Genomic DNA, 22948 nt, shown 5'->3' with positions numbered 1-22948 from the left:
TGCTGCCGGTTCATACCAGCCGATGGGCGCCCAGGCCGCGTAGGCATTGGGTTTGCACGCCTTTGCCGGCCTGGCGCCCTGCCCTGCACGCCGCTGGCACGGGCATTGCGCCCATCACCGGGTGCAGGCCCACCAACGTTGCCTGGCACAACCCAACCACCGCAGGAGACAAACGCATGAACATGGCAGAAATCGCGAGCCTCGGCATCGCCAACCCTTACAAGAAGCAGTACGGCAACTACATCGGCGGCCAGTGGGTGGCCCCCATCGACGGACAGTATTTCGAGAACAGCTCGCCCATCAACGGCCAGGTGTTCACCGCCATCCCGCGCTCCAACGACAAGGACATCAACGCCGCGCTGGACGCCGCGCACCAGGCCAAGACCGCCTGGGGCAAGACCTCGACCACGGACCGGGCCAACATCCTGCTGAAAATCGCCGACCGCATGGAGGCCAACCTCTTGACCATCGCCGTGGCCGAGACCATCGACAACGGCAAGCCGCTGCGCGAGACCATGGCGGCCGACATCCCGCTGGCCATCGACCACTTCCGCTACTTCGCGGGCTGCATCCGCGCGCAGGAAGGTGGCATCAGCGAGATCGACCACGACACCATGGCCTACCACTTCCACGAGCCCCTGGGCGTGGTCGGGCAGATCATTCCCTGGAACTTCCCGATCCTGATGGCGGTGTGGAAGCTGGCCCCGGCCCTGGCCGCCGGCAACTGCGTGGTCTTGAAACCCGCCGAGCAGACGCCCGCCTCCATCCTGGTGCTGCTGGAGATCGTGGCCGACCTGCTGCCGCCCGGCGTGCTCAATGTCGTCAACGGCTTCGGCCTGGAGGCCGGCAAGCCCCTGGCCAGCAGCCCGCGCATCGCCAAGATCGCCTTCACGGGCGAAACGACCACGGGCCGGCTGATCATGCAGTACGCCAGCCAGAACATCATCCCGGTGACGCTGGAGCTGGGCGGCAAGAGCCCCAACGTGTTCTTCGAGGACGTGATGGACGCCGACGACGGCTTCTTCGACAAGGCGCTCGAAGGCTTTGCCATGTTCGCGCTGAACCAGGGCGAGGTCTGCACCTGCCCGAGCCGTGCGCTGGTCCAGGAATCGATCTACGAGCGCTTCATGGAGCGCGCATTGAAGCGCGTGGCCGCCATCAAGCAGGGCCACCCGCTCGACAAGGCCACCATGATCGGCGCGCAGGCCTCGCAGGAGCAGCTCGAAAAGATCCTCTCGTACCTGGACCTGGGCAAGCAGGAAGGCGCCCAGTGCCTGATCGGCGGCGAGCGCAACCACCTCGCAGGCGATCTGGCCGGCGGCTACTACATCAAGCCCACCGTCTTCAAGGGCCACAACAAGATGCGCATCTTCCAGGAGGAGATCTTCGGCCCCGTGCTGTCGGTCACGACCTTCAAGACCGAGGAAGAAGCCCTGGAGATCGCCAACGACACGCTGTACGGCCTGGGCGCTGGCGTCTGGAGCCGCGACGGCAACCGCGCCTTCCGCATGGGCCGGGGCATCCAGGCCGGGCGCGTGTGGACCAACTGCTACCACCAGTACCCGGCGCATGCGGCCTTCGGCGGCTACAAGCAGTCGGGCATCGGCCGCGAGAACCACAAGATGATGCTGGACCACTACCAGCAGACCAAGAACCTGCTGGTGAGCTACACGCAAGCGCCCCTGGGCTTCTTCTGATCGCGGCCATGAGCACCACGGGCACGGCACTGGCCGCACCGGAACGCGTCAACGCCACGCCCGCAGCGCTGGCGTTGATCGCACAACTCCATGCCCAGCACGGCCCGCTGATGTTCCACCAGTCGGGCGGCTGCTGCGATGGCAGCGCCCCCATGTGCTTCGCGCGCGGCGAGTTCCAGGTGGGCGATTCGGACGTGCTGCTCGGCCACATCGGCGGCGAGCCCTTCTACATGAGCCGCCCGCAGTTTGCGGTGTGGGAGCACACCCAGATCACCGTGGACGTGGTGCCCGGCGGGGGCGGCATGTTCTCGCTGGAGCGGCCCACGGGCCTGCGCTTTCTGATCCGCTCGCGGCCGTTCAGCGAAGGAGAATCGGAGCTGCTGAGGCTGCACCCGGTGGCCTGACGGAACGCCCGCCTGAGATCCCCGGCGACCCAGGCGGGCGTCGTTCAGCTCCTGGCCATGCCTTCGAAGTCCACCAGCGGTATGCTCACGCAAAAACCCTCCGGAGGAGACCCCATGACCGCATCCGCCACCACCTTCCGTGCGCTGCACGCCAACGCCACCCTGCTGCGCCTGCCCAATGCCTGGGACGCCGCCAGCGCCCGGCTCTTCGAGAGCCTGGGTGCCACGGCCATCGCCACCACCAGTGCCGGCGTGGCCTGGTCCCAGGGCTATCCCGATGGTTACGCGATGCCCGTCGAGGTGGTGCTGGCGTATGTCAAGAACCTGGTGCGGGTGCTCAAGGTGCCCCTGTCGGTGGACATGGAAGACGGTTATTCGGACGACCCGGCGCAGGTCGCCGACCTGGCTGCGCGGCTGGCCGAGCTAGGCGTTGCCGGCATCAACCTCGAAGACGGACGCAAGCCCCCCGAGCTGCTGGCGCGCAAGGCCGAGGCGATCCGGGAGCGGCTGGCCAAGGATGGGCTGGACCTGTTCGTCAACGCGCGCACCGACGTCGTGCTGGCACGGCTGGTGGATGAAGGCAGCCAGGTTGACGAAGCGATCACACGCGGCACGCTGTACCGCAGCGCCGGCGTCGATGGCCTGTTCGTGCCCGGGCTGACCGATGCGGCGCAGATCCAGGCCGTCGTGGCCGGTGTGGACCTGCCGCTGAACCTGATGGCCTGGGGTGGCCTGGCCAACGCCACGCAACTGCAGGCCCTGGGCGTGAAGCGGCTCAGCGCGGGCTCCGGCATCCCGCAGGTGCTGTGGGGCCATGCCGCGAAGCTGGCGACGGATTTCCTGCAAGGGGGCGAATCGGACAAGCTGCAGGGGCAAATCCCCTATGGGCAGATGCAGGGCCTGTTCAGCTGACCTGGACGGTGGTCACGCGACCTGGGCGCGCAGGTGCCGGTACACGGTATTGCGCGACACGCCCAGCGCACGCGCCACGGCAGAGACATTGCCGCCTTGCGCGACCAGGGCCTGCGCGATGGCCGCCGCGGTGATGGCCTGCAGGGGCTGCGTGGTGGGTGCGGCCGCCACCGCTGGTGAAACAGCCTCTTCGCATTCCTCCAGAAAATCCTCGGGCAGGTGTTCGCGCCGGATGGCCGTGTCGCCCTCGGCCATCAGCGCCGCGGTGCGCAGCACATTGGTCAACTGGCGCAGGTTGCCGGGCCAGGCGCAGCGCGCGAACAGGGCCATGACCTCGGGGCACACGGGCAGCGGCGGCGCGGCGGACTCGGTGCCCGACTGCAAAATGCGCTGCACGATGGCCGCCAGGTCGCTGCGCTCACGCAGCGCGGGCAGGCGCACCACCAGGCCGTTCAGGCGGTAGTACAGGTCCCTTCGGAAGCTGCCCTCGGCCATCATCGCGCGCAGGTTGCGGTGGGTGGCGCAGACCACGTGGATGTCCACCTCGACCTGGCGCGTGCCGCCCAGCGGGGCCACGCTGCGCTCCTGCAACACACGCAGCAGGCGCGCCTGCAGCGCCAGCGGCATGTCGCCGATCTCGTCGAGAAACAGCGTGCCGCCATGGGCCTGCACGATCTTGCCGGGGCTGCCCTTGCGCCGTGCGCCGGTGAAGGCGCCCTCCTCGTAGCCGAACAGCTCCGACTCGATCAGCGACTCGGGGATGGACGCGCAGTTCACCGCCACGAACGGCGCCTGGCGGCGTGGCCCATCGTGGTGGATGGCACGGGCCAGCAGCTCCTTGCCGGTGCCGGTCTCGCCCTGGATCAAGGTGGCGATGCCTCGGCCCAGCAGCTTGGTGACGCGGTCGATGGCAAGGGCCAGCGCGGGGTCGCCGGTGTTCAGATAGCGCAGGCCCGACAGGGCGGGCGACCGGGCCGGCGCCCGAACGGGGGTTGCGGGGCTGGAAATCCACAGCCGCTCTGCCTGCGGCCGGTGCTCGGGCCGGGCCATCACCGTCACGCCGCCGGGCAGGCGCAGCGTGAGCAACGCGCCCGGCGCCTTGCGGTACTGGTCGAGCACCTGCCCCAGGTCCACCCCGAACAGCGAACCGAAGGTGTGGGCCTGCAGCGCGCTGTGCGACAGCCCCAGCTGGAACTGGCCGCTGCGGTTGGCCGAAAGAAAGCGCCCATCGGGGGTGAAGGCAGCCAGCCCCTCGACCAGCGTACCCAGGAATTCAGGGCGGGCGTGGAAGTGCAGGCGCACCGCATCCTCGTGCACCTGGTTCCAGAGGTGGTTTTCCACCATCTGGGCCGACATGCGCACCAGCGCCATGGTGTGCTTGCTCTGGCTGCGGTGGTCGCCGCTCACGTCCAGCGCGCCCAGCGCCCGGCCCTGCGGATCGAGGATGGGCACGCACGAGCAGGTGAGGAACTGGTTGGCGCGCAGGTAGTGCTGGCCGGCATGCACCTGCACGGCCTGGCCCAGGGCCAGCGCGGTGCCGATGGCGTTGGTGCCCTTGCGCTCCTCGGTCCACACGCCGCCGGGGCGCAGGGCCACGCGGTCGGCACGGGCGACGAAATCATCGTCGCCCAGGGCGTGCAGGATCACGCCTTCGGGGTCGGTGAGCAGCACCATGCTGTGGGTGCCGGCGATCTGGTGGTAGAGCGTCTCCATCACGGGCAACGCATGGTCGGCCAGCAACCGGTTGCGCTGCAGCGTGCACTGCAGGTCGGCACGGGCCAGGGGCATGGCATCCAGCACGTCCTGCGCGCGCAGGCCGTACGCGGCCGAGCGCGCGTGGGCACGCGGTATCAGGTCCTGCGGTGCCGCCAGGGCGGCTTGCTCCAGGTGCATGGGTTTGTCTCCTTGCGACCGTAGCAGTCAGCGCTGCCCGGCGTTTGAGGAAACCTTAGCATGTCGGCCTTACGCCAGCTTGCACCGGCAAGCCGGCACCGGGGGCTTTAACCCAGTGCCTGGGCGAAATCCGCCTGCAGGTCCTCGAACTCTTCGAGCCCCAGCGACAGGCGGATCATGCCGTCGCCAATGCCCATGTTGGCGCGCACTGCCGGGCCCGCCTCCCAGAAGATGGTGTGCGCCACGGGGATGATCAGCGTGCGCGTGTCGGCCAGGCCCGTGGCCTTGATCGGCAGTTGCAAGCGGTTGCAAAAAGCCAGGCATTGCCCGGCATCGCGCAGCTCGAAGGCCAGCAGCCATGAACCGGCCTTGAAGTGCTTGCGCGCGATGGCGTGCTGCGGATGGGATTCGAGCATGGGGTAGTGCACGCGTGCAATCGCGGGGTGCTGCTCCAGCCACCGGGCCAGGGCCAGGGCCGTGGTGCTGGTGCGGTCCATGCGCAGGGCCAGGGTCTCGGCACCCAGCGCCAACTGGTGCGCGGCCTGGGACGACAGCATGCCGCCCATGTCGCGCAGGCCCTTCTTGCGGATCTGCTGCAGGCCCCAGCCCTTGGCGTCGCCCTTGCGGTAGGGGGCGAAGATGTTGGGGTAGCTGCTCCAGTCGAACAGGCCGGTGTCGGTGACCGCGCCGCCCAGCGCATCGCCCAGGCCGCCGATGCTCTTGGTCAGCGAGTTGATGACCAGGCCCGCGCCCACGGTCATGGGGCGGAACAGGTAGGGCGAGGCCACGGTGTTGTCCACCACGTAGAGCAGGCCGCGCTCCTTGCACAGGATGCCGATGGCTTCGAGGTCGGGGATCTGCGTGCCGGGGTTGGCGATGGTCTCCACGAACACCATGCGCGTGTTGGGGCGCACGGCAGCCGCCACCTGGGCGGCATCGGTCACGTCCACCACGGTCACCTCCACACCCAGGTCGGCCAGGGTGCCGAACACGCTGTTGGTGTTGCCGAAGACGAATTGGCTGGCCAGCAGGTGGTCGCCCGCCTTGAGCAGGGTAAGGAACACCGCGCAGACGGCCGCCATGCCGGTGGAAAACACGATGGTGCCCTGGCCGCGCTCCATCTGCGTGACCTTGGACTCCAGCGCCGCCGTGGTGGGCGTGCCCTGGCGCGCGTAGTTGAAGCCGCCCTTGAGCGTGCCCTGGAACACGCCGATCAGGTCCTCCACCTTCTCGTAGCCGTACTGCACCGAGGTGTGGATGGGCTGGTGCACCGCGCCGTATTCGGCGCCGGCCATGCGGTCGGCATGCACGATCTGGGTGGTGAACTGGTGGGACGGCTTGTCGTTGCTGCTGCTCATGGGAAATGCGGACTTGGAAAAGAAATTGCTCAGCGCTCGGGCGCTATCTGCTCGGCGTAATCGTACAGGGCGCCGAGGATGTCCTGGGTGCGGTCGTCATCGGCGGTTTCCGAGAGATTGTCGATCTCGGTGAACAGCTGCTCCACCGTGCGCGCGCCGCCCGCGCCATCGAACAGGCAGGCGGCCCGGTGCGCCTCCCAGCGCTCGTGTTCCTCGGGCGTGAGCGTGTCGGGGAAGTTGCGCGCGCGGTAGCGCCAGACCAGCTCCTTCAAACGCGGGTCGTCGAAAGACAGGCGCGTGCGCGCCAGCTTCTCGCCGCTCATGGCGCGCATGTCGGTGAGCTGGCGCCGGTCTCCATTGCCCACGAAACCGCCGTACAGGTCCTGGTCCACATCGGGCCGCTCCTCTTCGGGCCGTGCGAACACCGCAGGCCAGATACCGCTCATGTCCGGCAGCACGCGCGCGATCTCGGCATGCTGGGCGGCCTGGGCCAGGTCCATCTTCCAGTGGCGCGCGCGCTCGGGCGTGAGGGTGTTCACATTGCCCACCACCATGGGCGACTTGTTCAGGTGGATGGTCTTGATGGGCAGGCGTGTCACGCCCTCGGGCAGGTCGGCCGCGCGCGAGAACATGCGCAGGCGGATCTCCTCCACCCCCATGCTGGCCAGCGGCGTCGGGTCGTGCGCCAGGTCCCAGGCGATCAGCTCGTTCTTGTTGGTCGGGTGGCTGGCCAGCGGCCACATCACGGCCAGGCAGCCACGCTCCACCGGGAACATGCCCGACACGTGCAAGAACGGCTTGGCCGTGACGGACGTGGCCGGCAGGCGCAGCTCGGCCGCCACGCGGTCCTTCTTGTGCAGGCTGAGCGCGAAGTCGAACAGCTTGGTATTGTGCTGGCGGATCAGGCGCGCCAGCGCGATGGTGGCGCGCACGTCCGACAGGGCATCGTGCGCGGCCTCGTGCAGCAGGCCATTGGCCTTGGACAGGTCTTCGAGCTTGAAGCTGGGCGAGCCGTCTTCCTTCCTGGGCCAGGTGATGCCGTCAGGGCGCAGCGCATAGGTCATGCGCACCACGTCCAGCAGGTCCCAGCGGCCGCACTGGTTCTGCCATTCGCGTGCATACGGGTCGATGAGGTTGCGCCAGAACATGAAGCGCGTGATCTCGTCGTCGAAGCGGATGGTGTTGTAGCCCACGCCGATGGTGCCGGGCCGGGCCAGCTCGGCCTCGATGCGGGCGGCAAAGGCATGCTCTGGCATGCCCTGCTCCAGGCACTGCTGCGGCGTGATGCCGGTGATGAGGCACGACACCGGGTCGGGCAGGTAGTCGTTCGCGGGCTGGCAGAAGATGTTCAGCGGCTCGCCGATCTCGTTGAGCTCGGCATCGGTGCGGATGGCCGCGAACTGTGCAGGACGGTCGCGGCGCGTGTTGGCCCCGAAGGTTTCGTAGTCGTGCCAGAGAAAGGTATGCATGAAAGGAAATTGCTACGGTCAGAAACACCAGAAGGCGCAAGTATGCCGGGCACGGGACAATGGGGAATGCTCAGAACGCTTTCATTTCCCTTGGTTTCGCATTTTTCCGCTGTCCAACCCCGTGGCGCACTGACAGCCCTGGCCCTGGCAAGCGCCCTGGCGCTGGCGGGCTGCGCCACCTCACCTACCCCTGCACCCCAGACCCCTGCCCCACTGCCCCGCCCTGCAGCAGCCGCCCCGGCACCCGTCTCCACGCCGCCAGCACCGGCCCAGCCCGATGCCGAGCAGGCCGGCTTTGCCGCATGGATAGACGCCTTCTCGCGCGAGGCCCTGGCCGCCGGCATCCGGCCGGCGACCGTGCAGCAGGCGCTGGGCCGTGCCCAGTTGCAGCCGCGCGTGATCGAGCTTGACCGTGCCCAGCCCGAATTCAACCGCACACCCTGGGCCTACCTGGACAGCGCCGTGTCGGCCCAGCGCATCGCCCAGGGCCAGGCCAAGCGGGCCGAGCACCAGGCGGCCATCGACGCCGCGGCCACGCGCTACGGCGTGCCGGCCTCCATCATCACGGCCATCTGGGGCGTGGAGAGCAACTACGGCAGCAACTTCGGCAACTTCCGCGCTGTGGATGCATTGGCCACCCTGGGCTTCGAGGGCCGACGCGCGGCCTGGGCGCGCAGCGAGCTGCTGGCGGCCCTGCGCATCCTGGACCAGGGCGACATCAGCGACGAGCGCATGGTCGGCTCCTGGGCCGGCGCCATGGGCAACACCCAGTTCCTGCCCTCGGTCTTCCTGGCCTATGCGGTGGATGCCGATGGCGATGGCCACCGCGACATCTGGGGCAGCATTCCCGACGTGGCAGCCTCCACCGCCAACTTCCTCGCGCGCATGGGCTGGCAGGCCGGCCAGCCCTGGGGCGTGGAGGTGCGGCTGCCGCCGGGCTTCGACTACGCCCGCGCCGAACAGAACGTGCGCCAGACGGCTGCGCAGTGGGCTGCAGAGGGCGTGCAGGGTGTGGACGGCCAGGCCCTGCCCGCGCTGGACGCAGCCTCCATCGCCACACCAGCGGGCGCGCGCGGCCCGGCCTTCCTCGTGGGGCAGAACTTCCGCACCATCCTGCGCTACAACAACTCGGTGAGCTATGCGCTGGCCGTGGGCCTGCTGGCGCGCCAGATCGAGGGCGGCACCGGCGTGGTGGCCGCCTGGCCGCGCGACCTGGCGCCCCTGTCGCGCAGCCAGCTGCAGCAGATGCAGGAGCAGCTCAACCAGCGCGGCTTCAACGCCGGCACCCCTGACGGCGTGATGGGCCCGGCCACCCGCGCCGGGCTGCGCCAGTACCAGCAGAGCGTGGGGATGGTGGCCGATGGCTACCCGACCACCGAGCTGCTGCAGCGGCTTGCGGCGCCCTGACCCACGATGGGATTTGTCCCAAGCGCCCCGGAAGGCTGCCCGGTCCGCCGCGCGGCCGAGGCTCAGCGCGCCTTGGCCTGGATCGTCTGGCTGACCCCCACTTCGCGCGCCACATGGGCGTACTGGCGGCTGTGGATGTCGGCCACGGCCCAGGCGCTGGCCTTCACCTGCCTGGCGGCGGTGCATTTGGAGACGCGCGGGTCGGGGCCGGAACTGGCCGTCACGGCCTGCATGAGCGTGGACACGTGGGGCTGCTTCTGTTGTTCCAGCTCCCGGTAGCCGGCGGAGCTGTAGGCTTTGCGCAGCATCTCGGCCTGCTGCTCCTGGGACCAGCCGCGCGTGCCCGCGCTGGCCTTGAGCTGCGATTCGAGGCGCGCCCGGTTGCGCTGCGGCCCCTCACCGACGGTCTTGAGCGCGGCATCGATCTCGGCCTGCGCAGCCGTGTAGCGGGCACCCGAGCTGCATTCGGCCGGGCTCGCATGCGCTGCGCCCGCCAGGGCCGAGGCGAGCAAAAGGGATGCGGCGAATCGGGTCGGTGCCATGGTGTCGATGCCCCCGGGAAGAAAGGGGCCCGCGCAGGCGCGGGCGAATCGCCCAATGTAGCGCGCACTCCACGCCGCGCCAAGGGCTGGCGGGCCCCAGGGGCCACCCCCTGCACCAGGGTGATGCGCAAACCAGACACTCTCGCCAGCCAGCCCGGCCCGTGGGGGCTTGCGCTGGCACACCCTGCGTGGTCGCCCGCCAGGCCATAACATGCCGCCTTCGCCCCGCCTCGCCTGCCCTGCTGCCCATGCCCTTGCTCGACCCTGCCCTGATCCGCGACTGGCACGCCCATGTCTACTTCGACGCCGAGAGCCGCAACCCGGCCTGGGCACTGCGCGAGACCATTGCGCGCGAACTGGCGGGCCGGGTGGAGATCGGCCGCTTCCATGAGCGGCCGGTGGGCCCGCACCCGATGTGGAGCTACCAGCTCGCCTTCGGCCCGGCCGAGTTCACCCACGTGATGGGCTGGCTGGCGCTCAACCACGGTGCACTCGACGTGTTCGCCCACCCCAACACCGGCGATGGCCTGCGCGACCACCGCGACTGCGCGGTATGGCTCGGACACTCGCACACCCTGAGGCTGGAAGGATTCCCGGGCTGAATCTGGAGGCGAAAAAAAGCCCACCGCGCGCGGTGGGCCTTTTGCTTGCTGCGCGCAGCGGGAGAGCGCTCAGCGTTCCACAGTCAGCGACACGCCCATGCCGCCACCGATGCACAGCGCGGCCACGCCCTTCTTGGCGTCGCGGCGCTGCATTTCGTGCAGCAGGGTCACCAGGATGCGGCAGCCCGATGCACCGATGGGGTGGCCGATGGCGATGGCGCCACCGTTGACGTTGACCTTGGCCGGATCGATCTCCAGCTCCTTGTTCACGGCGCAGGCCTGGGCGGCGAAGGCTTCGTTCAGCTCGAACAGGTCCACGTCGGCGGCGTTCCAGCCGGCGCGCTGCAGGGCCTTGCGCGTGGCCGACACCGGGCCCATGCCCATGGTGGCAGGGTCCAGGCCGGTGGTGCCGAAGGAGGCGATGCGCGCCAGGGGCTTGAGGCCCAGGGCCGCGGCCTTCTTGGCGCTCATCACCACCACGGCGGCGGCGCCGTCGTTCAGGCCCGAGGCATTGCCCGCCGTCACGCTGCCGGCCTTGTCGAAGGCGGGGCGCAGGCCGGCCAGGGCTTCGGCATTGGTCTTGCGGTTGAGGTACTCGTCGGTATTGAAGAAGATCGGGTCGCCCTTCTTCTGCGCCAGGGCCACGTCCACGATCTCGTAGGCGAACTTGCCGGCGTCCTGCGCGGCGGCGGCCTTGAGCTGGCTGTTCAGGGCCAGGGCGTCCTGCTGCTCGCGCGTGATGCCGTACTGCTTGGCCACGTTCTCTGCGGTGATGCCCATGTGGTACTGGTTGTACACGTCCCACAGGCCGTCGACGATCATGGTGTCCACGAGCTTCCAGTCGCCCATGCGCTGGCCGTCGCGCGAGCCGGGCAGCACATGGGGTGCCAGGCTCATGCTTTCCTGGCCGCCGGCCACGACGATCTCGCTGTCGCCCCAGGCCACGGCCTGCGCCGCCAGCATCACGGCCTTGAGGCCCGAGCCGCAGACGGCGTTGATGGTGAGCGCAGGCGTTTCTTGCGCCAATCCTGCCTTCATGGAGGCCTGGCGCGCGGGGTTCTGGCCCACGCCGGCCGTCAGCACCTGGCCCATGATGACCTCACCCACCTGGCCGGCCGACAGGCCGGCGCGCGTGATGGCTTCGCGGATAACGATCGAGCCCAGCTCGGTCGCGGGCACCTTTGCCAGTGCGCCGCCAAACTTGCCCACCGCGGTGCGGGTGGCCGAAACAATGACGATGTCTTCCATGGAATGTCCTTCTTTTCTGGAGGTGGATGTCTGGGGTTGGATTGTCTCAGGTCAGCCGGTCAGGCCTTTTGCTGGACATAGCGCCCCGGTGCCGGCTCGATGGCCTTGAACTTCGTGCCCTTGCCATAGCCCTTGGGCGCGGCGACCTGCTTGCCGGCGTGGCCCTTGAGCCAGGCAGACCAGTCGGTCCACCAGCTGCCGGGGTGTTCGGTGGCGCCCTGCAGCCATTGGTCGAGCGTGCCGGGGAACTTGCCGTCGGCACGGATCCAGTGGCTGCGCTTGCCCTTGGCAGGCGGGTTGATGACGCCCGCGATATGGCCCGAGGCCCCCATCACGAAGCGCTTCTTGCCCGGCAGCACCTGGGTCGAGGCATAGGCCGCCGTGGCAGGCACGATGTGGTCCTCGCGCGAACCGTAGATGTAGGTGGGCAGCGTGAGCTGGCCGAGGTCCATCTTCTCGCCGCAGACGGTGAGCTTGCCGGGCTTGACGAGGTTGTTCTCAAGGTAGAAGTTGCGCAGGTACCAGGCGTAGAACGGCCCGGGCAGGTTGGTGCTGTCGCTGTTCCAGTACAGCAGGTCGAATGGCGGCGGCGTCTCGCCCTTGAGGTAGTTGCCCACCACGTAATTCCACACCAGGTCATTGGGGCGCAGGAAGCTGAAGGTGGAGGCCAGGTCCTGCCCCTTCATGAGGCCGCCGCTGCCCATCTCCATCTCGCGGTACTTCACGAAGCCCTCGTCGATGAAGACGTCCAGGATGCCGGTGTCGGTGAAGTCGATCAGCGTGGTCAGAAAGGTGGCGCTGGCCACGGGCTCCTGGCCGCGCGCAGCCAGCACGGTGAGCGCATTGGACAGGATGGTGCCGCCCACGCAGAAGCCCAGGGCATTGATCTGGTCGGCACCGGTGATGGCCTGCACCACATCGATGGCGGCGATGGCGCCGTCTTCGACGTAGTTGTCCCAGGTCTTCTTCGCCAGGCTGTCGTCGGGGTTGCGCCAGCTCACCACAAAGGTGCGGTGGCCCTCGCTCACGGCATAGCGGATCAGCGAGTTGTCGGGCTGCAGGTCCAGGATGTAGAACTTGTTGATGCACGGCGGCACCAGCAGGAAGGGGCGCTCATAGACCTTGGCCGTGAGGGGCTTGTATTCGAGCAGCTGGAACAGCTCATTCTCGAACACCACGGCGCCCTCGGTGGTGGCCACGTTGCGGCCCACCTCGAACAGGCTTTCGTCGGTCATCGAGACATGGCCCTGCTTCAGGTCGTGCAGCAGGTTCTGCATGCCCTTGGCGATGCTCTCGCCCTTGGTCTCGATGGCCTTCTTCTGCGCCTCGGCATTGAAGGCCAGGAAGTTGCTGGGCGCCATGGCCGCCATCCACTGCTCCACGCCGAAACGGATGCGCGCGCGGGTCTTCTCGTCGGCCTCCACGGCGTCGGCCAGCGCCATCAGGGTGCGGGCATTGAGCAGGTAGGCGGCGGCCGAGAAGGCGGCCACCGGGTTGCTGGCCCAGCCCTCGCCGGCAAAGCGCTTGTCCTTGACCTCGGATTTGCCCTGCAGGCTCTGGGCCCACAAGGCCTTGGCTTCCTCCAGGTATTGCTGCTGCAGCGCCTGCAGCTTGGCAGGCGACAATTGCACGGGTGCGGCCGCGGCCACCCCCGGGGTGGCACCCAGCTCCATTTTCTGGAAGGATTGGACGGCCTGCGCCCAACCTTGACCGAAAATCTGCTGGAACTGCTGGGCGCTCTGGTCCCAGATCGATTCTGAACTCATCCCGTCTCCTATCCCTGTCATGGTGTTCCGGCATCTCGGTAAGCCCATTGTTGCCCACCCCGCAGGGACTGGCAACCCGCAAAGACAATGTACCTGATCGTCATCGCCTGGCTGTACGTCACCCTCATGATGGCCGTGGCCGAAGCCACCAACACCACGGGCACGGTGCTCGGGGCCATCATCACCTTCGTGCTCTATGGGCTGCTGCCCATGGGGATCCTGGTCTACATCCTGGGCACCCCCTCGCGCAAGCGGGCCATCCGCCAGCGTGAGCAGGCCGAGCAGGCGGCCTGGGATGCCGAGCAGGCGGCGCTGAAACCATCAACCCCGCCAGATGCAGGCAGCGAAACGCCCGCTGCCACCGAGGGCGGCGGTGTCGCGCCGGTGCGAAAAGAACCGTGAGGCATTGCCCACGGTGCACCAGGGCGCCGTGCCGTCATTGCCGAAGACCGCAGTGATGCCCAGCGCCGCCAGGCGCAGCCGGGCCAGGCCCGCCAGGTCGGCGAGGTATTTGCCTCCGGCCTGGGGCACGAAACAGCGCTCGGCAGCCGGGTCATGGCCGCAGAAGGCGGCGCGCACCTCGGGCCCCACCTCGAAGGCCGTGGGCCCGATGCAGGGGCCCAGCCAGGCCATGACCTCGGCGGCAACCGCGCCCTGGGCGGCCAGGCGCAGCACCGTGGATTCGAGCACGCCCTGCCCCGCCTCTCCCGCCTCTCCCGCCAAGCCGCGCCAGCCCGCGTGGGCGGCCGCCACCACGCTGCCACCGCGGTGGGCAAACAACACCGGCAGACAGTCGGCCACCATGATGGTGCACACGGCCCCCGACGCGGTGGCCAGGCAGGCATCGGCTGAGGTGGCGTCGGGCGTAGCGAGGTCGATGGCCGCCACGTCCGTACCATGCACCTGGTTCAGGAAGACGGCGCGCGCATTCGCAGTGCTGGTCTGTAGGACCGCCTGCAACACCTGCCGGTTGGCCTGCACGGCAGCCACGTCGTCACCGACGTGGGCGCCCAGGTTCATGCGGTCATAGGGCGCGGCGCTCACACCGCCCGCGCGCGTGGTGCACAGCGCATGCACGCCGGGCGGCGCAGGCCAGTCAGGAACCAGCCAGTCGGCCGGCATCGAAGCATCCATGGGGAGCAATCAGGCGCCGGACGTACCTGCGGGGTCCTTGTGGTGGTAGACGACCTTGGTCAGCAGGGTCATCAGGGCGGTGCGCTCCTCGGCATTCAGGGGGCCCATCAGGCGCTCCTGCACGCGCTGGGCGGCGTCGCGCATCTGCAGCGCGGCGGTCTCGCCCTCGGGGGTGATCCACAGCAGCTTGCGGCGCCGGTCGCGGGTGTCGGCCTCACGGCGCACCCAGCCGCGCTTTTCGAGCCGGCCGATGACCGAGCCCGAGGTGGCGGCATCGAAGGCCACGCGCGAAGCCAGGGTGACCTGGTCCTCACCCGGCTGGGCCAGCAGCTCGTGCAGGATGGCGAACTGCACCGGGGTCACGTCGAACCCGGCCGTCTCTTCCATGAAAATCGCCACGGTCCGCTGGTGCGCGCGGCGCACCAGGTGGCCCGGCGTGTTTTGGAAATCGAAGCTCTTTGCTGCCATGGGCGCGAGTGTAGCGCCCATCCGCAGCCGCCAAAGCACGGTTTTGCGGGGCTGGCGGGCAGGTCCCACGGGAGCGTGGCACACTGCCAACAGGTACGATGACGCACAAGTTGGCTTCACGGCAACCTCCCCAACATTCCCCGAAAGGCAGAACGAACATGAGCTATGTGTTTTCTCCCGCTCCGGTGGCCAGCGTCCCCGTGGTGGGCAGCAGCGACCGCTTTCCCGTGCACCGCATCTACTGCGTGGGCCGCAACTACGAAGAGCACGCCAAGGAAATGGGCTTCACCGGCCGCGAGCCGCCCTTCTTCTTCATGAAGCCTGCGGACGCCATCGTGGTCGTCGATGCCGGCCAGACGGGCGAGTTGCCCTACCCCAGCCTCACGGCCAACCTGCACCACGAGATCGAGCTGGTGGTGGCCATCGGCAAGGGCGGCAAGGACATCAAGGCCGCCGATGCGTTCTCGCACATCTACGGCTACGCCACGGGCCTGGACATGACGCGCCGCGACCTGCAGAACGACATGAAGAAACAGGGCCGCCCTTGGTGCATCGGCAAGGGCTTCGACGCCAGCGCCCCCATCGGTCCCATCACACCCGCCGCCCAGGCTGGCGACGTGGCCCAGGCCGGCATCTGGCTGCAGGTCAATGGCACTGACAAGCAGCGCAGCACCGTGGCCCAGCTGATCTGGAACATCGCCGAGACCATCGAGCACCTGTCGGCCGCCTGGGAGCTGCAACCCGGCGACCTGATCTACACCGGCACCCCCGAAGGCGTGGGTGCCGTGGTGCGCGGCGATACGCTCGAAGGCGGCGTGGACGGCCTCACGGGGCTGAAGTTGAAGGTGGTGTAAACCAGACCGCCCGCCACGGCCCGTCGCAGCGGGCGGTACACTATCATTTTCATAGCTGCGGGCACGAGTTCCGTCCGGCAGCTCCACGCCATTATCCGCATGACCTTCCGCAGCCCGATCCGACACTGCCGCGCCTGCGGCACCGCCGTGGTGTACCGCCTGCCCGACGACGGCGACACCAAGCAGCGCGCCGTGTGCCCGGCCTGCAACACGGTGCACTACGAGAACCCGCTCAACGTGGTGGGCACGGTGCCGGCGCTGCCCGATGGCCGGGTGCTGCTGTGCAAGCGCAACATCGAACCACGCTGGGGCAAGTGGACCCTGCCCGCGGGCTTCATGGAGCTGGAAGAGACCACGTCGCAGGGCGCCGCGCGCGAGACCGACGAGGAGGCCGGCGCACAGATCGAGATGGGCCCGCTGTTCAGCCTGCTCAATGTGCGCCGCGTCGGCCAGGTGCACTTCTTCTACCGCGCCACCCTGCAGAGCGAAGAGTTCAACCCCGGCCACGAAACCATCGAGGCGCGGCTGTTCACCGAGGCCGAGATCCCCTGGGACGAGATCGCCTTCCGCACCGTGAAGGAAACGCTGGAGTGCTATTTCACGGACCGCAAGGCCGGCAGCTTCGGACTGCACTGCATCGACATCGAGTAGCCGGCCCAACGCCGGCAGCCATGCCATGACCACCTGCACCACCCCACCCGACAACCTGCCCACCTACCGCCTGCTGACCGGCCCCGACGACGCGGCCTTCTGCAAGCGTGTGAGCGAGGCCCCAGGCTATGAACTGTACGGCTCGCCGGCCGCGACCTTCAACGGCGAGCGCGTGATCGTGGCGCAGGCCATCGTCTGGCCCGGGGCCCACCGGCACTAGCCCGGCCCTGTCAGGGCGGCACTTCCGCCCCGGGGATCTGCGCGCTGCCGGGCGCCGGCACGCTCCCCGGCGGGGGCATGGCGGGCGGCATCGGCGGCAGCACCATCTGTTCGGCCGGCGGCGTGGGACCGCGCTGCGGTGGTGCATCGGACGGGTCCGGCTCTCGGATGACGGGGGGCAGCGTTCCCGGAGGCAGCGGCGGCGGGTAGGAGCCCCCGGCGGGCGGCTGCCCAGGCTGGCCCGGCGCGTCGCGGCCGAACAGCTCCATCACCCAGTTGCGCATGCCGGCCATGGCATTGCCTGCGGCACTGGTGTCTTCCTCGTCGATGAAGCGGTCCTTGCCATCGAGCACCTGCGAGCGGAAGGCCTGCTGCACGAAGTCGCCCACCATGGGCAGCGCGCTGTGGGCGCCCTGGCCCCAGTAGTCGCTGCGCAGCGTCACGCGGCCGTCGTTGAAGCCCACCCAGGCACCGGCCACCACGCGCGGGTGCATGAGGATGAACCAGCCGTCGGTGTTGTCCTGCGTGGTGCCGGTCTTTCCCGCCACATCGCCGGTGATGCCGTAGCGCGAGCGGATGGCGCGGCCCGTGCCCTTGTCGATCACGCCGCGCATGGCCGCGCGCAGCGTCTGGGCCGGGCCCGTGGGCAGCACCCTCTCGGCTGCGGGCGGGGTGAAGGTCTGCAGCAGCTTGCCATTGCGGTCCTCGATGCGGGTGATGAGCACTGGCGACACATAGCGCCCGGCATTGGCGATGGTGCCGTAGGCCGTGACCATCTCGCGCAGCGTGACCGGGCTGGTGCCCAGGGCCAGCGAAGGCACCAGCTCCAGCTTGCTTTCGCGCACGCCCATGGCACGGGCCAGCTCGGCCACGTGGGCCGGGCCCACCTTGTGCATGAGTTGGGCGGTGATGGTGTTCTTGGACAGGGCCAGGCCGTCGGCCAGGGTCATGGGCTCGTCGCTGGGCGGGCCGCCATCGGTGGGGCGCCAGACCTGGCCGCCGCCCAGGGGGATCTCCACGGCCTCGTCCATCAACGTGTCGCTGGGCAGCGCGCCCTGCTCGAAGGCCGCGCCATAGACGAAGGGCTTGAAGGTGGAGCCCGGCTGGCGCCGCGCCTGCTGCACGTGGTCGAAAGGGTCCTGGCCGAAGTCGCGGCTGCCCACCCAGGCCAGCACCTTGCCGGTGACCGGGTCCATGGCCATGAAGCCGGCCTGCACGCGCGTCTTGTTCTGGCGCAGGGTGCGCATGAAGGCGGTGTCGCCCAGCAGGCTCTTCATCGCCTCGTCGGCCGTGGCGCCCTGCTCCACCGCCGTGCGGTACTCGGAGGTGTCGCGCACGAAGTCCTGCACCAGGTCGGACTGCGGGTTCCAGGCGCTGCGCTGGGCCCAGGCCGTGTCGGCAATGCCCTGCAACTGCCGGCCCTGCTTGGCCACGGCCTGGTTGGCCATGGCCTGCAGGCGCGAGTCGATGGTGGTGTGCACCTGCAGGCCGTCCGCATGCAGGTCGTAGCCGTTGGCGTCGGCCCAGGCGATCAGGGTCTTGCGCAGCTGCTGGGCAAAGTGCGGGGCCAGGCCCGTGGCCTCGGTCTGGCGCTCGAAGTCCAGGCGCAGCGGGCGCTTTTGCAGGGTGTCGAACTGGGCCTTGTCGAGCTTGTCGCGCTTGACCATCTGCGCCAGCACGGTGTTGCGCCGGGCCTGTGCGCGCTCGGGGTTCATCACCGGGTTGTAGTAGGCCGTGCCCTTGAGCATGCCGATCAGCGTGGCGCTCTCGAGCAGGTTGAGCTTGTCGGCCGACTTGTCGAAGTAGGTGCGCGCCGCCATCTCGATGCCGAAGGCGTTGTACAGGAAGGGCACGGTGTTGAGATACGTCTCCAGGATCTCGTCCTTGGAGTAGGCCATCTCGATCTTGATCGCGGTGATCGCCTCCTTGAGCTTGCGCGTGATGGTGCGCGAGCGCCCGATCTCTTCAGGGAACAGGTTGCGCGCCAGCTGCTGCGTGATGGTGGAGCCACCTTGCGGGTCGCCGCGCAAGGTATGCAGCACGGACGAGAAGGTGCGCCGCCAGTCCATGCCCCAGTGCTCGTAGAAGCGGTGGTCCTCGGTGGCGATGAGGGCATTGACCACATGCGGCGCCACGCGGTCCAGGGCCACCCATTCGCGGTTGGCCCAGCGGTACTCGGACAGCACCTTGCCGTCGGCCGAGATCAGCTGCGCAGGCCGCTCGGTCTTGGCCTTGGTGATGTCGCTGATGGAGGGGGTGAACGGGATCAGCGCCAGGGTGTAGAGCACCAGGGCGGCCGGCAAGACCAGGACGGCAAACAGCCAGGTGCGGCGCCGTGAGCCCCGCACGTAGGCCAGCGCGCGGCCGAAGCTGGCGCCCAGGCGGGTGGCCAGGGAGGAGAGGAAGGGAGGCATCAGGCAAGCCCCTCGGGGGCATCCGGTCGGGAAATCAGGGACAGGGGGAACACGGCGGCGGCCCGATGGGAAACACGCTCTGACTCAGGAAGCCGGCGCAAGTTCTCAGGCGGCCACGCCGCCGGCCAGCAAGGCCAGCATGCCGGCCTCGTCGATCACGGGCACGCCCAGCTCCTCGGCTTTGGCGAGCTTGCTGCCGGCTTCTTCGCCGGCCACCACGTAGCTGGTCTTCTTGCTCACCGAGCCCGAGACCTTGGCGCCCGCGGCTTCGAGCATGTCCTTGGCGGCATCGCGGCCCAGCGTGGGCAAGGTGCCGGTGAGCACGAAGGTCTTGCCGGCCAGCACCTGCGGGATTTTTTCGCCCTTGGCCTGCTCCTGCCACTTCACGCCGCAGGCGATCAACTGCTCCACCACCTCGCGGTTGTGCGGCTGCTGGAAGAAGGTGTGCACGCTCTGCGCGACGATGGGGCCCACGTCGGGCACCTCCAGCAGTTGCTCCACGGTGGCCGCGGTCTCCAGCGTGGCGCCCATCAGTGCATCGAGCGTGCCGAAATGCTTGGCCAGGTCGCGCGCGGTGGATTCACCGACATGGCGGATGCCCAGGCCGAACAGGAAGCGCGCGAGCGTGGTCTCCTTGGACTTCTCCAGCGCGGCCAGCACGTTCTGCGCCGACTTCTCGGCCATGCGCTCCAGCGCCACCAGCGAAGTGAGCCCCAGGCGGTACAGGTCGGGCAAGGTGCGGATCACGTTGGACTCGACCAGCTGGTCCACCAGCTTGTCGCCCAGGCCTTCGATGTCCATGGCGCGGCGCGCCGCGAAGTGCAGGATGGCCTCCTTGCGCTGCGCGGCGCAGAACAGGCCGCCGGTGCAGCGGTGGTTGGCCTCGCCGGGCTCGCGCACCACGTCGCTGCCGCACACGGGGCACTGCCTTGGCATGCGGAAGTTGGGCACATAGACCGGGCGCTGGCCGGGCATCACGCCCACCACCTCGGGGATCACGTCGCCCGCGCGGCGAACGATCACCGTGTCGCCCACACGCACCTGCTTCTTGCGGATCTCGAACAGGTTGTGCAGCGTGGCATTGGTCACCGTGACGCCGCCCACGAACACCGGCGCCAGGCGCGCCACGGGCGTGAGCTTGCCGGTGCGGCCGACCTGGATGTCGATGCCCTCCACGCGCGTGGCCATCTCCTGCGCGGGGTACTTGTGGGCCACGGCCCAGCGCGGCTCGCGCGTCTTGAAGCCCAGGTCGCGCTGCAGGTCCAGGCGGTTGACCTTGTAGACCACGCCGTCGATGTCGTAAGGCAGCGCGTCGCGCGAGGCGCCCACCTGCTGGTGGAAGGCCACCAGTTCTGCCGCGCCCTGGGCCACCGTGACCTGCGCCGCCACCGGAAAGCCCCAGGCCTTGAGCCGCTGCAGCATGTCGTAGTGGGTGGCGAACACGGGGCCGCCCTCCCCGGGCGGCGTGATGGCGCCCAGGCCATAGGCAAAAAAGCTCAGCGGGCGCTGGGCGGAGATGTCCGAATCGAGCTGGCGCACCGCGCCGGCCGCCGCATTGCGCGGGTTCACAAAGGTCTTGCCGCCCTGCTCGCGCTGGCGCTCGTTGAGCGCGTCGAAATCGGCGCGGCGCATGTAGACTTCGCCGCGCACTTCGAGCAGCGGCGGCACGCCGGCCGGCAGGGTCAGCGGGATCTGGCGGATGCGGCGGATATTGTGCGTCACGTCCTCGCCCACCTCACCGTCGCCGCGCGTGGCGGCCTGCACCAGGCGGCCACCTTCGTAGCGCAGGCTCATGGCCAGGCCGTCGAACTTGGGCTCGGCCACGTACTCGATCACCGGGTCGGACTCGGCCAGGCCCAGTTCGCGGCGCACGCGCGCATCGAAGGCCTGGGCACCCGTGGCCTCGGTGTCGGTCTCGGTGTGGATGCTGAGCATGGGCACGGCATGGCGCACCGGGGCCAGGCCGTCCATCACCGCGCCGATCACGCGCTGCGTGGGCGAGTCGGGGCTCATGAGGTCGGGGTGGGCCTCCTCCAGTGCCTGCAACTCGCGGAACACGCGGTCGTACTCGGCGTCGGGCACCGTGGGCTCGTCGAGCACATAGTACTGGTGCGCCCAGAGGTTGAGCTGCGCACGCAGCGCATCGACCGCATCGGCGGCCTCGGCGGGTTGCAGGGGCAGCGCGCCGGCTGCGGAGGCATGGGAAGAATCAGTCACCACGGATGGCACCCAGGAAAGTGGGAGGCTCGTGCACCTCCACAGGAATATTGGCAGGCATGGCGCGCTGCAGGAAATCGACCACGCGTGCATCGTCGCGCGTAAATCCGGGGCGCACTTCGGTAGGCTCCCCCGCATGGCGCTCGAACACATAGCTGCGCTGGCCGGGCGTGCCCTTGATGACCAGTTTTCGCAGCCCGGCCAGCGGCACCTGCACATGGCCTGGCCCCACATTCATCGGCAGGCTCAGCAAGACCTCGGTGTCGTCGATGCGCACCAGCGGCCTCCCCATGGGGCCGAACCTGCGACGTTGGCGCCAGCCGGCGATGGCCGGCGCGAGAAAGAGCCCGACATACATCAGGCTGAAGTAGTTGAACCTGCCTGACGACAGGTACTGCCGGTAGGTCACTGCAGCGACCACCAGGCAGCCCAGCACGGGCAGCCAGATGTCGAGGACGGCATTCGACGGGCGGAAAAATCCTTGCGGTGTTTCCACCACCGGGGGAAACAGCATCTGCCACCAGCGCATGAAAGCTCCTTTTGGCCACGTACTCCGGCCGCTCAACTGAACAGCCGCCGCGCCAGCACCGAGCCGGCCGACAGCTCGCGCCCGTCGAGCTGGTCATAGAGCAGCTCCAGGTCGCCGCCAATGGGGTCCATGGCCATGGCCGGCAGCGGGTGGCCGTTCTGGTCGCAGAGCACGCCATCCATGGCCTGGCACAGGGCGGTGGCCACTTCGCGCAGGCGCGTGAAGGGCTGCTCGCCGCGGTGCACCTGGGGCACGTCCAGGCTCAGCGTCACATCGCGGATGGCGGACTGGTCCGGGTCCTCGGCCAGCGCGGCCTGGGTGTCGTAGCCCAGCGTGAGCAGCGGCGGCAGGCCCACGCTGGCGGCGGGCAGCACCAAGCGGCCGGGCATGGCGCCGGCCACGAAGCCCAGGCGGGCGGCATTCTGGTGGATGTAGCCAGGGCTCCAGGCGGCCTGGCGTGCGCGCAGCATGAAGGCCAGCTGCGCATCGTGGTCGCTGGCGAACTGGTCGAGCTCGCGCGCGCGCGCCACTTCCTGCAGCATGTCGGGGAAATCCGGGGCCGCGTTCACCGCATCGGCGAAGGACTGGGCCTTCATCACGAATTCCGAGAACTCGATCTCGTTGAGCGCGCCCATGCGGTTAGCCAGCTGTACGCCGGCCTGGAAGCTCTGGTAGCGCTGGCCGGGCGACGGTGTCTCCCACTGCTGCGTGGCCTCGTTGTAGCCCTCGATGGCGAAGGGCTTGCTGCCTGCGCGGCGCGTGGGCGGCATGGCGGCCAGCGCGGCATCGCCCGAGACGATGAGCTCAGGCTGCAGGGTGGCGATCACGTCGATCAGCGGGTCCAGGCCCGGGCGGCGCTCCAGCGACATCGGCGGCACCGGCATCTGCAGCGAATCGAGCACGTCCACCGTGTGCACCGAGGGGTCGGGGCCGCGGTCCAGGCTCTCCAGCTCCGCCGCCGTGAGCTGGCTCGCGCCGGCATCGAAGCCGGGTTCCTGGCGCAGCGCCGGGTCGGAACGGTCGGGCCCGTGCTCGGGCTCCTCGGGCGACGCGCGCCGCGGGGCGTTGCGGTGCGACGTCCAGGCGTTGTAGGCGACGATGAGGGCCAGCACCAGGCCACCGATGATGGCAAGGCTCACTTGCAATGTGCTCATAGATCCTGTT

General features: G+C 68.8%; 21 protein-coding genes. 9 read left to right on the top strand and 12 right to left on the bottom strand.

Annotated elements, in window-relative coordinates; genetic code table 11:
* Positions 1-176 precede the first annotated feature (176 nt).
* From adh to AC07X5_RS08740, 3 genes are all read left to right on the top strand, one after another.
* Positions 177-1697, top strand: coding sequence for an aldehyde dehydrogenase (gene adh / locus AC07X5_RS08750; RefSeq protein WP_494769809.1), 1521 nt, complete (start codon positions 177-179; stop codon positions 1695-1697).
* Between the two features lie 8 nt (positions 1698-1705).
* Positions 1706-2101 (top strand): DUF779 domain-containing protein, encoded by a 396-nt coding sequence (locus AC07X5_RS08745; RefSeq protein ID WP_494769808.1) that lies wholly within the window; start codon positions 1706-1708, stop codon positions 2099-2101.
* Between the two features lie 114 nt (positions 2102-2215).
* Positions 2216-3013 carry an isocitrate lyase/PEP mutase family protein gene (locus AC07X5_RS08740; RefSeq protein WP_494769807.1) on the top strand — a complete coding sequence of 266 codons (798 nt, stop codon included), beginning with the start codon at positions 2216-2218 and terminating at the stop codon, positions 3011-3013.
* 12 nt (positions 3014-3025) lie between these two features.
* Here AC07X5_RS08740 and AC07X5_RS08735 read toward each other — a convergent pair whose 3' ends face one another.
* From AC07X5_RS08735 to sbcB, 3 genes are all read right to left on the bottom strand, one after another.
* A complete protein-coding gene (locus AC07X5_RS08735) occupies positions 3026-4906 on the bottom strand; it encodes a sigma-54-dependent Fis family transcriptional regulator (protein ID WP_494769806.1) in 1881 nt (626 codons plus the stop codon).
* Between the two features lie 107 nt (positions 4907-5013).
* Positions 5014-6264, bottom strand: a complete 1251-nt coding sequence (locus AC07X5_RS08730; RefSeq protein WP_494769805.1) for a cystathionine gamma-synthase family protein — start codon at positions 6262-6264, stop codon at positions 5014-5016.
* 29 nt (positions 6265-6293) lie between these two features.
* A complete protein-coding gene (sbcB, locus tag AC07X5_RS08725; RefSeq protein WP_494769804.1) occupies positions 6294-7733 on the bottom strand; it encodes an exodeoxyribonuclease I in 1440 nt (479 codons plus the stop codon).
* A gap of 66 nt (positions 7734-7799) precedes the next feature.
* Here sbcB and AC07X5_RS08720 point away from each other — a divergent pair, with 66 nt between their 5' ends.
* Positions 7800-9140, top strand: a complete 1341-nt coding sequence (locus AC07X5_RS08720; RefSeq protein ID WP_494769803.1) for a lytic murein transglycosylase — start codon at positions 7800-7802, stop codon at positions 9138-9140.
* A 62-nt stretch (positions 9141-9202) separates the two neighbouring features.
* On the opposite strand, the gene AC07X5_RS08715 is transcribed toward AC07X5_RS08720, so the two are convergent.
* Positions 9203-9682, bottom strand: a complete 480-nt coding sequence (locus AC07X5_RS08715) for a hypothetical protein (RefSeq protein WP_494769802.1) — start codon at positions 9680-9682, stop codon at positions 9203-9205.
* A gap of 248 nt (positions 9683-9930) precedes the next feature.
* Here AC07X5_RS08715 and AC07X5_RS08710 point away from each other — a divergent pair, with 248 nt between their 5' ends.
* Complete coding sequence (locus AC07X5_RS08710) at positions 9931-10284, top strand: DOPA 4,5-dioxygenase family protein (RefSeq protein WP_494769801.1); 354 nt, start codon at positions 9931-9933, stop codon at positions 10282-10284.
* Between the two features lie 69 nt (positions 10285-10353).
* Here AC07X5_RS08710 and AC07X5_RS08705 read toward each other — a convergent pair whose 3' ends face one another.
* Positions 10354-11532: an acetyl-CoA C-acetyltransferase gene (locus AC07X5_RS08705; protein ID WP_409960922.1), complete on the bottom strand. Its 1179-nt coding sequence runs from the start codon at positions 11530-11532 to the stop codon at positions 10354-10356.
* A 59-nt stretch (positions 11533-11591) separates the two neighbouring features.
* Entirely contained in the window at positions 11592-13298 is a 1707-nt protein-coding gene (locus tag AC07X5_RS08700) for a PHA/PHB synthase family protein (RefSeq protein WP_494769800.1), read from the bottom strand.
* 87 nt (positions 13299-13385) lie between these two features.
* On the opposite strand from AC07X5_RS08700, the gene AC07X5_RS08695 reads away from it, so the two are divergent.
* The gene (locus tag AC07X5_RS08695) at positions 13386-13700 is read left to right on the top strand and encodes a hypothetical protein (protein ID WP_494769799.1); all 315 of its coding nucleotides are present in this window, start codon (positions 13386-13388) and stop codon (positions 13698-13700) included.
* Here the strand turns inward: AC07X5_RS08695 and pgeF are convergent.
* Together pgeF and AC07X5_RS08685 are read right to left on the bottom strand one after the other, a co-directional pair.
* On the bottom strand, positions 13620-14432 hold the full coding sequence (gene pgeF, locus AC07X5_RS08690; protein WP_494769798.1) for a peptidoglycan editing factor PgeF: 813 nt from the start codon (positions 14430-14432) through the stop codon (positions 13620-13622). The genes AC07X5_RS08695 and pgeF overlap by 81 nt on opposite strands.
* A 9-nt stretch (positions 14433-14441) precedes the next feature.
* Positions 14442-14900 carry a MarR family winged helix-turn-helix transcriptional regulator gene (locus AC07X5_RS08685; RefSeq protein WP_494769797.1) on the bottom strand — a complete coding sequence of 153 codons (459 nt, stop codon included), beginning with the start codon at positions 14898-14900 and terminating at the stop codon, positions 14442-14444.
* 158 nt (positions 14901-15058) lie between these two features.
* On the opposite strand from AC07X5_RS08685, the gene AC07X5_RS08680 reads away from it, so the two are divergent.
* From AC07X5_RS08680 to AC07X5_RS08670, 3 genes are all read left to right on the top strand, one after another.
* Positions 15059-15754, top strand: coding sequence for a fumarylacetoacetate hydrolase family protein (locus AC07X5_RS08680; RefSeq protein ID WP_471638587.1), 696 nt, complete (start codon positions 15059-15061; stop codon positions 15752-15754).
* Positions 15755-15853: 99 nt separating this feature from the next.
* Complete coding sequence (locus AC07X5_RS08675; RefSeq protein ID WP_494769796.1) at positions 15854-16405, top strand: NUDIX hydrolase; 552 nt, start codon at positions 15854-15856, stop codon at positions 16403-16405.
* A 25-nt stretch (positions 16406-16430) separates the two neighbouring features.
* The gene (locus AC07X5_RS08670) at positions 16431-16625 is read left to right on the top strand and encodes a DUF1737 domain-containing protein (protein WP_409956424.1); all 195 of its coding nucleotides are present in this window, start codon (positions 16431-16433) and stop codon (positions 16623-16625) included.
* 10 nt (positions 16626-16635) lie between these two features.
* On the opposite strand, the gene AC07X5_RS08665 is transcribed toward AC07X5_RS08670, so the two are convergent.
* The 4 genes from AC07X5_RS08665 to AC07X5_RS08650 all read right to left on the bottom strand — a co-directional run bounded on the left by AC07X5_RS08665 (position 16636) and on the right by AC07X5_RS08650 (position 22938).
* A complete protein-coding gene (locus AC07X5_RS08665; RefSeq protein ID WP_494769795.1) occupies positions 16636-19038 on the bottom strand; it encodes a penicillin-binding protein 1A in 2403 nt (800 codons plus the stop codon).
* 105 nt (positions 19039-19143) lie between these two features.
* Positions 19144-21255 carry an NAD-dependent DNA ligase LigA gene (gene ligA, locus AC07X5_RS08660; RefSeq protein WP_494769794.1) on the bottom strand — a complete coding sequence of 704 codons (2112 nt, stop codon included), beginning with the start codon at positions 21253-21255 and terminating at the stop codon, positions 19144-19146.
* On the bottom strand, positions 21248-21784 hold the full coding sequence (locus AC07X5_RS08655; protein WP_494769793.1) for a hypothetical protein: 537 nt from the start codon (positions 21782-21784) through the stop codon (positions 21248-21250). Before AC07X5_RS08655 ends, ligA begins: the two co-directional genes overlap by 8 nt.
* Before the next feature lie 32 nt (positions 21785-21816).
* On the bottom strand, positions 21817-22938 hold the full coding sequence (locus tag AC07X5_RS08650; protein ID WP_494769792.1) for a cell division protein FtsZ: 1122 nt from the start codon (positions 22936-22938) through the stop codon (positions 21817-21819).
* Between the last annotated feature and the right edge of the window lie 10 nt (positions 22939-22948).

The organism is Acidovorax sp. GW458-11-26-14-TSB4, from assembly GCF_059423865.1.
The sequence above is the reverse complement of the archived record's forward strand: the minus strand, read 5'-3'. Positions and strand labels throughout refer to the sequence as shown.

What these genes read in the sequence shown, in the direction of transcription:
- AC07X5_RS08730 (WP_494769805.1), bottom strand. Translation starts at nt 6,264, where the DNA reads ATGAGCAGCAGCAACGACAAGCCGTCCCACCAGTTCACCACCCAGATC.
- AC07X5_RS08720 (WP_494769803.1), top strand. Translation starts at nt 7,800, where the DNA reads ATGCTCAGAACGCTTTCATTTCCCTTGGTTTCGCATTTTTCCGCTGTC.
- AC07X5_RS08740 (WP_494769807.1), top strand. Translation starts at nt 2,216, where the DNA reads ATGACCGCATCCGCCACCACCTTCCGTGCGCTGCACGCCAACGCCACC.
- adh (WP_494769809.1), top strand. Translation starts at nt 177, where the DNA reads ATGAACATGGCAGAAATCGCGAGCCTCGGCATCGCCAACCCTTACAAG.
- AC07X5_RS08655 (WP_494769793.1), bottom strand. Translation starts at nt 21,784, where the DNA reads ATGCGCTGGTGGCAGATGCTGTTTCCCCCGGTGGTGGAAACACCGCAA.
- AC07X5_RS08650 (WP_494769792.1), bottom strand. Translation starts at nt 22,938, where the DNA reads ATGAGCACATTGCAAGTGAGCCTTGCCATCATCGGTGGCCTGGTGCTG.
- AC07X5_RS08685 (WP_494769797.1), bottom strand. Translation starts at nt 14,900, where the DNA reads ATGGCAGCAAAGAGCTTCGATTTCCAAAACACGCCGGGCCACCTGGTG.
- AC07X5_RS08665 (WP_494769795.1), bottom strand. Translation starts at nt 19,038, where the DNA reads ATGCCTCCCTTCCTCTCCTCCCTGGCCACCCGCCTGGGCGCCAGCTTC.
- AC07X5_RS08710 (WP_494769801.1), top strand. Translation starts at nt 9,931, where the DNA reads ATGCCCTTGCTCGACCCTGCCCTGATCCGCGACTGGCACGCCCATGTC.
- pgeF (WP_494769798.1), bottom strand. Translation starts at nt 14,432, where the DNA reads ATGGATGCTTCGATGCCGGCCGACTGGCTGGTTCCTGACTGGCCTGCG.
- AC07X5_RS08745 (WP_494769808.1), top strand. Translation starts at nt 1,706, where the DNA reads ATGAGCACCACGGGCACGGCACTGGCCGCACCGGAACGCGTCAACGCC.
- AC07X5_RS08715 (WP_494769802.1), bottom strand. Translation starts at nt 9,682, where the DNA reads ATGGCACCGACCCGATTCGCCGCATCCCTTTTGCTCGCCTCGGCCCTG.
- AC07X5_RS08675 (WP_494769796.1), top strand. Translation starts at nt 15,854, where the DNA reads ATGACCTTCCGCAGCCCGATCCGACACTGCCGCGCCTGCGGCACCGCC.
- AC07X5_RS08680 (WP_471638587.1), top strand. Translation starts at nt 15,059, where the DNA reads ATGAGCTATGTGTTTTCTCCCGCTCCGGTGGCCAGCGTCCCCGTGGTG.
- AC07X5_RS08700 (WP_494769800.1), bottom strand. Translation starts at nt 13,298, where the DNA reads ATGAGTTCAGAATCGATCTGGGACCAGAGCGCCCAGCAGTTCCAGCAG.
- AC07X5_RS08705 (WP_409960922.1), bottom strand. Translation starts at nt 11,532, where the DNA reads ATGGAAGACATCGTCATTGTTTCGGCCACCCGCACCGCGGTGGGCAAG.
- AC07X5_RS08695 (WP_494769799.1), top strand. Translation starts at nt 13,386, where the DNA reads ATGTACCTGATCGTCATCGCCTGGCTGTACGTCACCCTCATGATGGCC.
- AC07X5_RS08735 (WP_494769806.1), bottom strand. Translation starts at nt 4,906, where the DNA reads ATGCACCTGGAGCAAGCCGCCCTGGCGGCACCGCAGGACCTGATACCG.
- AC07X5_RS08670 (WP_409956424.1), top strand. Translation starts at nt 16,431, where the DNA reads ATGACCACCTGCACCACCCCACCCGACAACCTGCCCACCTACCGCCTG.
- sbcB (WP_494769804.1), bottom strand. Translation starts at nt 7,733, where the DNA reads ATGCATACCTTTCTCTGGCACGACTACGAAACCTTCGGGGCCAACACG.